The sequence below is a fragment of the [Limnothrix rosea] IAM M-220 genome, assembly GCF_001904615.1.
Lineage (GTDB): Bacteria > Cyanobacteriota > Cyanobacteriia > Cyanobacteriales > MRBY01 > MRBY01.
The window spans coordinates 1-5,392 of record NZ_MRBY01000088.1; the positions used below are offsets into that span (position 1 = coordinate 1).

2 tRNA genes and 3 rRNA genes are annotated in these 5,392 nt (G+C 49.6%); all 5 read right to left on the bottom strand.

The window, feature by feature from the left end:
- Positions 1 to 110: 110 nt before the first annotated feature.
- A 5S ribosomal RNA gene (rrf, locus tag NIES208_RS18205) occupies positions 111 to 228 on the bottom strand.
- Between the two features lie 84 nt (positions 229 to 312).
- A 23S ribosomal RNA gene (locus NIES208_RS18210) occupies positions 313 to 3,126 on the bottom strand.
- 186 nt (positions 3,127 to 3,312) lie between these two features.
- Positions 3,313 to 3,388: transfer RNA gene (locus NIES208_RS18215), tRNA-Ala, on the bottom strand.
- 46 nt (positions 3,389 to 3,434) lie between these two features.
- Positions 3,435 to 3,508, bottom strand: a tRNA-Ile gene (locus NIES208_RS18220).
- A 121-nt stretch (positions 3,509 to 3,629) separates the two neighbouring features.
- A 16S ribosomal RNA gene (locus NIES208_RS18225) occupies positions 3,630 to 5,117 on the bottom strand.
- Together the 16S, 23S and 5S rRNA genes with 2 tRNA genes alongside form the textbook arrangement of a ribosomal RNA operon.
- Between the last annotated feature and the right edge of the window lie 275 nt (positions 5,118 to 5,392).

The following is a 5,392-nucleotide window of genomic DNA, read 5'->3' on the forward strand; positions in this document are numbered from 1 at the left end:
AAAAAGACTGATATAAATATAGCGAAGGAGAGGAGAAAAACAAATAAACTCCCTACGATGACATGTAGGAAGTCTAGTTAAATATATTCAGTTTTATATAAAAAAGAGAAGCTTGGCATTGAGCTATTTTCCCGGTGGGCTACCCCAAAGGTATCGTCGCCGCTATCGAGTTTCACAGCCGAGTTCGGGATGGAATCGGAGTGGTTCCACGATGCTAAAAACACCAAGCAGTGGTGTGTATTCACACCCTCAAGACTGCACAAAGAATTAGATATATATCGACTTACTTTAGATGTCTGATTCGATTGAATTAAGGACAAGCCCTCGGTCTGTTAGGACATCTCGGCTGCGTATGTTGCCACACTTCCACCTAATGCCTATTAACGGGTGTTCTTCCCGTGACCTTACTGGATTAACTCCATGAGAGTACTCATCTTGAGGTGGGCTTCCCACTTAGATGCTTTCAGCGGTTATCCACTCCGCACTTGGCTACCCTGCGTTTACCGTTGGCACGATAACAGGTACACCAGCGGTGCGTCCTTCCCGGTCCTCTCGTACTAAGGAAGACTCCTCTCAATACTCTTGCGCCTACACCGGATATGGACCGAACTGTCTCACGACGTTCTGAACCCAGCTCACGTACCGCTTTAATGGGCGAACAGCCCAACCCTTGGGACCTACTTCAGCCCCAGGTTGCGATGAGCCGACATCGAGGTGCCAAACCTCCCCGTCGATGTGAACTCTTGGGGGAGATCAGCCTGTTATCCCTAGAGTAACTTTTATCCGTTGAGCGACGGCCCTTCCACGCAGTGCCGTCGGATCACTAAGACCATGTTTCCATCCTGCTTGACTTGTAGGTCTCGCAGTCAAGCTCCCTTATGCCTTTGCACTCAATGGCTGATTTCCAACCAGCCTGAGGGAACCTTTGTGCGCCTCCGTTATCGTTTAGGAGGCGACCGCCCCAGTCAAACTGCCCACCTGATACTGTCCTTTCACCGGTTTCACGGTTTAAAGTTAGAATTCTAGCCTTGTTAGAGTGGTATCTCACCATTGGCTCCATATTCCCCACAAGGAATATATCAATGCCTCCCACCTATCCTGCGCAAACAAAGCCCGAACCCAATACCAAGCTACAGTAAAGCTTCATAGGGTCTTTCTGTCCAGGTGTAGGTAGTCCGTATCTTCACAGACAATCCTATTTCGCCGAGCCTCTCTCCGAGACAGTGCCCAGATCGTTACGCCTTTCGTGCGGGTCGGAACTTACCCGACAAGGAATTTCGCTACCTTAGGACCGTTATAGTTACGGCCGCCGTTCACCGGGGCTTCAGTCGTCAGCTTCGCCGAAGCTAACCGACTTCCTTAACCTTCCGGCACTGGGCAGGCGTCAGCCCCTATACTTCCTCTTACGAGTTTGCAGAGACCTGTGTTTTTGGTAAACAGTCGCCTGGGCCTCTTCACTGCGACCACCTCTCGGTGGCACTCCTTCTCCCAAAGTTACGGAGCAATTTTGCCGAGTTCCTTAGAGAGAGTTACCTCGCGCCCCTCGGTATACTCTACCACCCTACCTGTGTCGGTTTCGGGTACGGGTCTTATGCTTTCAACACATAATTAGCTTTTCTAGGCACTATCCTTGACTACACGGAGGTCGTAACCTCCTCCCAATCCATTAAGGGTGTAGCTATCTTTCATGCGTCATAATTATGCTCCCACATAAGAGTTGAGGAATATTAACCTCATGTCCATCGACTACGCCTTTCGGCCTCGCCTTAGGTCCCGACTAACCCTCCGCGGACGAGCCTTCCGGAGGAACCCTTAGGGTTTCGGGGTATGTGATTCTCACACATATTTTCGCTACTTAAGCCGACATTCTCACTTCTATATAGTCCACATCTGCTTGCCGCTAATGCTTCACACCGTATAGAACGCTCCCCTACCACTTATAAATAAGTCCGCAGCTTCGGTAAATTGCTTAGCCCCGTTCATTTTCGGCGCAGGAGCGCTTGACCAGTGAGCTATTACGCACTCTTTCAAGGATTGCTGCTTCTAGGCAAACCTCCTGGTTGTCTATGCACTCCCACCTCCTTTATCACTTAGCAATTATTTTGGGACCTTAGCTGGCGGTCTGGGCTGTTTCCCTCTCGACGATGGAGCTTATCCCTCACCGTCTTACTGGTTAAATATTATGCAGTATTCTTAGTTTGTCTCACTTTGGTACCGCTCTCGCAGCCCGCAGCGAAACAGTGCTTTACCCCTGCATAAGGAAACTAACCGCTGCGCCTAAACACATTTCGGGGAGAACCAGCTAGCTCTGGGTTCGATTGGCATTTCACCCCTAACCACAGCTCATCCGCTCCTTTTTCAACAGAAGTCGGTTCGGACTTCCACTTAGTATTACCTAAGCTTCATCCTGGCCATGGTTAGATCACCCAGGTTCGGGTCTACAAACTGTGACTTCCGCCCTATTCAGACTCGTTTTCACTTTGGCTTCGGCTTTTCACCTTAACCTGCCACAGCCTGTAAGTCGCCGGCTCATTCTTCAACAGGCACACAGTCAGACGTTAAATCGTCCTTCTATTGCTTGTAGGCTAACGGTTTCATGTTCTATTTCACTCCCCTCCCGGGGTTCTTTTCACCTTTCCCTCGCGGTACTGTTTCACTATCGGTCACACAGGAGTATTTAGCCTTACGAGGTGGTCCTCGCTGATTCATACGGAATTCCACGTGCTCCGTACTACTCGGGATACAGCTAAGCTGCTTCAATTTTCAACTACAGGACTTTCACCTTCTCTGGTGTAGCTTTCAACTACTTCGTTTAATATTCACAGTCTATATTGCTGTCCCACAACCCCAACCGTCGAAACAGTTGGTTTGGGCTCTTCCCGCTTCGCTCGCCGCTACTAAGGGAATCGATTTTTCTTTCTCTTCCTTCAGCTACTAAGATGTTTCAGTTCGCTGAGTTGGCTCATATCATCCTATATATTCAGATGACTGTATTTAGGGTTGCCCCATTCGGAAACCTCCGGCTCAATGCTTGCTTCCAGCTCCCCGGAGTATATCGTCGGTAACCACGTCCTTCATCGCCTCTGTGTGCCTAGGTATCCACCGTTAGCCCTTTGTAGCTTGACCTTTCTTTTCATTCGAGGTCAGACTCTTGGCTATTATTTCGGATTGTTTTAATACTTTCCTACCTAGCTATTGTATTCGACTATCTTTTATTCTTTTGTGCAGTTTTCAAGGTGCTTTGCTGAAATCTCTTTCAGCATTCAACATTACTCACATAATGCAGATGCTAATTCAATTTCAATAGTGGCTTGGTGGAGGTAAGCGGACTCGAACCGCTGACATCCTGCTTGCAAAGCAGGCGCTCTACCAACTGAGCTATACCCCCATTTTTGATCAATTCAGCGCCTATTCATAGACACTATCTTGATAAGTGGGCCATCCTGGACTTGAACCAGGGACCTCACCCTTATCAGGGGTGCGCTCTAACCACCTGAGCTAATAGCCCATTTCCACGAACCTAAATTTGAAAGTGACTTCCGTTATTCCCCCTCGCACGACCTTCGAGATGACCTTACTCGTTCTTAATTGCTTTTTGCTTTCGGAATCGAATAGGTTAGGTCTCCCTAAAAGGAGGTGATCCAGCCACACCTTCCGGTACGGCTACCTTGTTACGACTTCACCCCAGTCACTAGCACTGCCTTCGGCGCCCTCCTCCGCGAACGGTTAGAGTAACGACTTCGGGCGTTGCCAGCTTCCATGGTGTGACGGGCGGTGTGTACAAGGCCCGGGAACGGATTCACCGCAGTATGCTGACCTGCGATTACTAGCGATTCCTCCTTCATGCAGGCGAGTTGCAGCCTGCAATCTGAACTGAGGCCGGGTTTGATGAGATTCGCTTGCCCTCGCGGGGTTGCTGCCCTTTGTCCCGACCATTGTAGTACGTGTGTAGCCCAAAATGTAAGGGGCATGATGACTTGACGTCATCCCCACCTTCCTCCGAGTTGTCCCCGGCAGTCTCCCTAGAGTGCCCAACTTAATGATGGCAACTAAGGACGAGGGTTGCGCTCGTTGCGGGACTTAACCCAACATCTCACGACACGAGCTGACGACAGCCATGCACCACCTGTCTCCGTGTTCCCGAAGGCACCCATCCATCTCTGGATAGTTCACGGGATGTCAAATCTTGGTAAGGTTCTTCGCGTTGCATCGAATTAAACCACATACTCCACCGCTTGTGCGGGCCCCCGTCAATTCCTTTGAGTTTCACACTTGCGTGCGTACTCCCCAGGCGGGATACTTAACGCGTTAGCTTCGGCACTGTCCGGGTCGATACAGACAACGCCTAGTATCCATCGTTTACGGCCAAGACTACAGGGGTATCTAATCCCTTTCGCTACCTTGGCTTTCGTCCCTCAGTGTCAGTTACGGTCCAGTAGAGCGCTTTCGCCACCGGTGTTCTTCCCAATATCTACGCATTTCACCGCTACACTGGGAATTCCCTCTACCCCTACCGTACTCAAGTCATGCAGTTTCCACCGCCTATCCACAGTTAAGCTGTGGGCTTTGACAGCAGACTTGCATGACCACCTACGGACTCTTTACGCCCAATAATTCCGGATAACGCTTGCACCCTCCGTATTACCGCGGCTGCTGGCACGGAGTTAGCCGGTGCTTATTCCTCAGGTACCGTCAAAATTCTTCCCTGAGAAAAGAGGTTTACAATCCAAAAACCTTCCTCCCTCACGCGGTATTGCTCCGTCAGGCTTTCGCCCATTGCGGAAAATTCCCCACTGCTGCCTCCCGTAGGAGTCTGGGCCGTGTCTCAGTCCCAGTGTGGCTGCTCATCCTCTCAGACCAGCTACTGATCGTCGCCTTGGTAGTCTCTTACACCACCAACTAGCTAATCAGACGCGAGCTCATCTTCAGGCCAAATAAGTTTCACCCGTAGGCATATTGGGTATTAGCAGTCGTTTCCAACTGTTGTCCCCATCCTGAAGGCAGATTCTCACGCGTTACTCACCCGTCCGCCACTAAGTCCGAAGACTTCGTTCGACTTGCATGTGTTAGGCATACCGCCAGCGTTCATCCTGAGCCAGGATCAAACTCTCCATATTAGTTCACTACTCAATTCGAAAATCTTTCGCTCACTTCATCAGAGATGTTCTTTAAAGGCTCTCTTTATCCTTTAACTAAGCCATTCGGTATAAATCTCTACGATTTTTCCGATTCACTTGTTATAATCTTGTTAAAACAAGGGGGCGGATAGTCACTTTCAAATTATTCTTTTGTCTCGGTTCGGGGCGTCGGTTCAGTGCGTCTCTCTCAACCGCGCTTAACTATATTAACCACACTCCCTCGACATGTCAACACCTTTTTCTGAAAATATTTT